This window comes from Martelella sp. (assembly GCF_984369615.1).
On sequence record NZ_CFHTCS010000257.1, the window covers coordinates 1 to 1,218 of the forward strand.

A 1,218-nucleotide genomic window follows, 5' to 3' on the forward strand; every position below is an offset into this window, starting at 1 on the left:
ACGCGGGTGAGACCCAATCCGGTTCCAGCGTATAACCAGATGCCGCCCATGCCCGTGGCCAGATCGACCGAGGCCAATGCAGTCAAGTCGCGTTCGGCATCTGCCAGCCAAGGCCGGTCCATCGCGAAGACCCAAGACCGGCCAGCATCTTCGCTTTTCCATAGACCGTCGCCATGAACGGAAACATACAGGGTTTCGGGGTTTGAAGCAGCCGCTGCGACAGCAACTACTGGAGCCTCGGGTAAACCCTGGCTTCTCGCCTCCCAGCTCTGCCCGCCGTCTTCGGATAGCGCAACGCCCCCATTGGACAGCCCCGCCGCAATCCGACCGGCACGGTCGTTGTGTGTCGCAAGCGAAAGAATGCTGCCGCCCTTCGGACCGGGCAGCGGTGTGGACACTCCGCCATCGTCGCGGCGGGTAAGCCCAGCACCTCCGACGATGAGCGCATTGCCATCGAAGGCTATTGCGGAGGGTGTTTCGCCGGGCGCAGCACGAGCTGTCCGGTTTACCGAAACCGAGAGCACTGCACTGGCCCCGAAAGCCATAGCGGACGTGATAAAGGCTCGACGCGTTGGCGTCGGTAGAAACAATGTCATGATATTCCAACTATCCTGAGGGGAACTCAAACCCGCAGCGCGCGAACCCCGCGATGCTGAGTAGGACCATGAACGATCAGATTGATCGCGCATGAAGTCAGCCGCAGCTAGCCGAAACGGATTCCGGGCAGCGTCAGCTCAGGGTGGAGGATCTCGGAGGGTAAGGGTTCGGCAGTCCGGTGCGTCCGGCCATGCTTCGATAAACCGCTACTTCGGTGGTCGTCACCGCCTCAGGCAGGCCGGCCTCGCCCGATGGCAGGATGGCCGACAGGGGAGAAACGCAGAAATAATCGCACGGCTGCATGTCACCGCCGCCGACAGGGCAATCTTTGCAGCTGCCCATATCGCCGTTTTCGACGGCGGTAAGGGCCATCGTCATATTCATGCTGGCTGCATTCGCGGTATGCGCGACCGAACCCGCCGCGAAAACGGCGAGCATGAGGATCGTTAGAATGCGGGCATACCTTTTCATCTCATATCGAATAGCTAAAACTTGGTGACCTGTCCATACACGTTTTGTCGCACCGCTTGTAAGGGTTCAGGAACGCATCAATTGTGGAACTGGTGTCCGGTCCTATCCGATTTTCCAAGCCGATGGGCGTGTGATTTCGCACTGAGCTAC

At 59.8% G+C, this 1,218-nt stretch carries 2 protein-coding genes; both read right to left on the reverse strand.

The features are described 5' to 3' along the window. On the reverse strand, positions 1-596 hold a 596-nt coding region (locus AC5DC2_RS17370; RefSeq protein ID WP_491699383.1), incomplete at its 3' end, for a WD40/YVTN/BNR-like repeat-containing protein. A gap of 133 nt (positions 597-729) precedes the next feature. After that, entirely contained in the window at positions 730-1,068 is a 339-nt protein-coding gene (locus tag AC5DC2_RS17375) for a hypothetical protein (RefSeq protein WP_024706446.1), read from the reverse strand. Between the last annotated feature and the right edge of the window lie 150 nt (positions 1,069-1,218).

Coding starts and splice junctions, on each gene's coding strand:
- AC5DC2_RS17375 (WP_024706446.1), bottom strand. CDS start 1,068: ATGAAAAGGTATGCCCGCATTCTAACGATCCTCATGCTCGCCGTTTTC.